General features: G+C 40.7%; 2 protein-coding genes and 1 pseudogene. 2 read left to right on the top strand and 1 reads right to left on the bottom strand.

Annotation, left to right across the window (positions count from 1 at the left end; translation table 11 throughout):
* Positions 1-191 (top strand): annotated as a pseudogene (locus ACWIUE_RS11925) (hypothetical protein); the annotation flags it as partial.
* Between the two features lie 12 nt (positions 192-203).
* Here ACWIUE_RS11925 and ACWIUE_RS11920 read toward each other — a convergent pair.
* The gene (locus tag ACWIUE_RS11920) at positions 204-362 is read right to left on the bottom strand and encodes a hypothetical protein (protein WP_454137009.1); all 159 of its coding nucleotides are present in this window, start codon (positions 360-362) and stop codon (positions 204-206) included.
* Between ACWIUE_RS11920 and ACWIUE_RS11915 the strand changes: the two genes are divergently transcribed.
* Positions 356-615, top strand: a 260-nt coding sequence (locus tag ACWIUE_RS11915) for an ATP-grasp fold amidoligase family protein (protein ID WP_454137008.1), incomplete at its 3' end; no start/stop codon positions are given. The genes ACWIUE_RS11920 and ACWIUE_RS11915 overlap by 7 nt on opposite strands.

Raw genomic sequence — 615 nt, 5'->3', positions numbered from 1 at the left:
GACATCAAAAAATCTTTGGTTATGTGCCTAATTTCGCCCATCCAAAGACATTTAATGAAAAAATCATCCACCGCATTTTATTTGATAGAAATCCGCTTTACACGCACCTTGCGGATAAATTAAAGGCGAGGATTTATATCGCTTATAAATTGCGAGATTTTGCGTTTGAGGGGGGGGGGCAGATGAGGTAAAGAACGCAGAATCTACGCTAGATTCTGCGAATTGCGATAAAAATAAATTAGATTCTGCGAAAAATTCCACAGAATCTCCCACAGATTCTGCGCTTTTTCAAACACTTCAAAAACCAATCGATGAGTTAAAATCCGCCCTTTTTGAGACGAATTCCTGCAAATTTTTGCCAAAACTTTATGGCATTTGGGAGTGCGTGGAGGCGATAGATTTTGATATTTTGCCAAATTCTTTCGTGCTAAAAACAAATCACGATGGCGGTGGAGTGGTGCTTGTGAGCGATAAAACGGCGTTTTTGCGCGACAAGCACGCATTTAAGTCCGCGATGAAAAAACTAAAAAAGCACCTTGCGACAAATTACTACACACTTTACCGCGAGTGGCATTACAAAAACATCACCCCACGCGTATTTGCGGAAGAGATGTT

It is taken from the genome of Helicobacter sp. 23-1045 (assembly GCF_053654655.1).
Note: the sequence above shows the minus strand (reverse complement) of the source record. Positions and strands in the feature narration are given on the sequence as shown.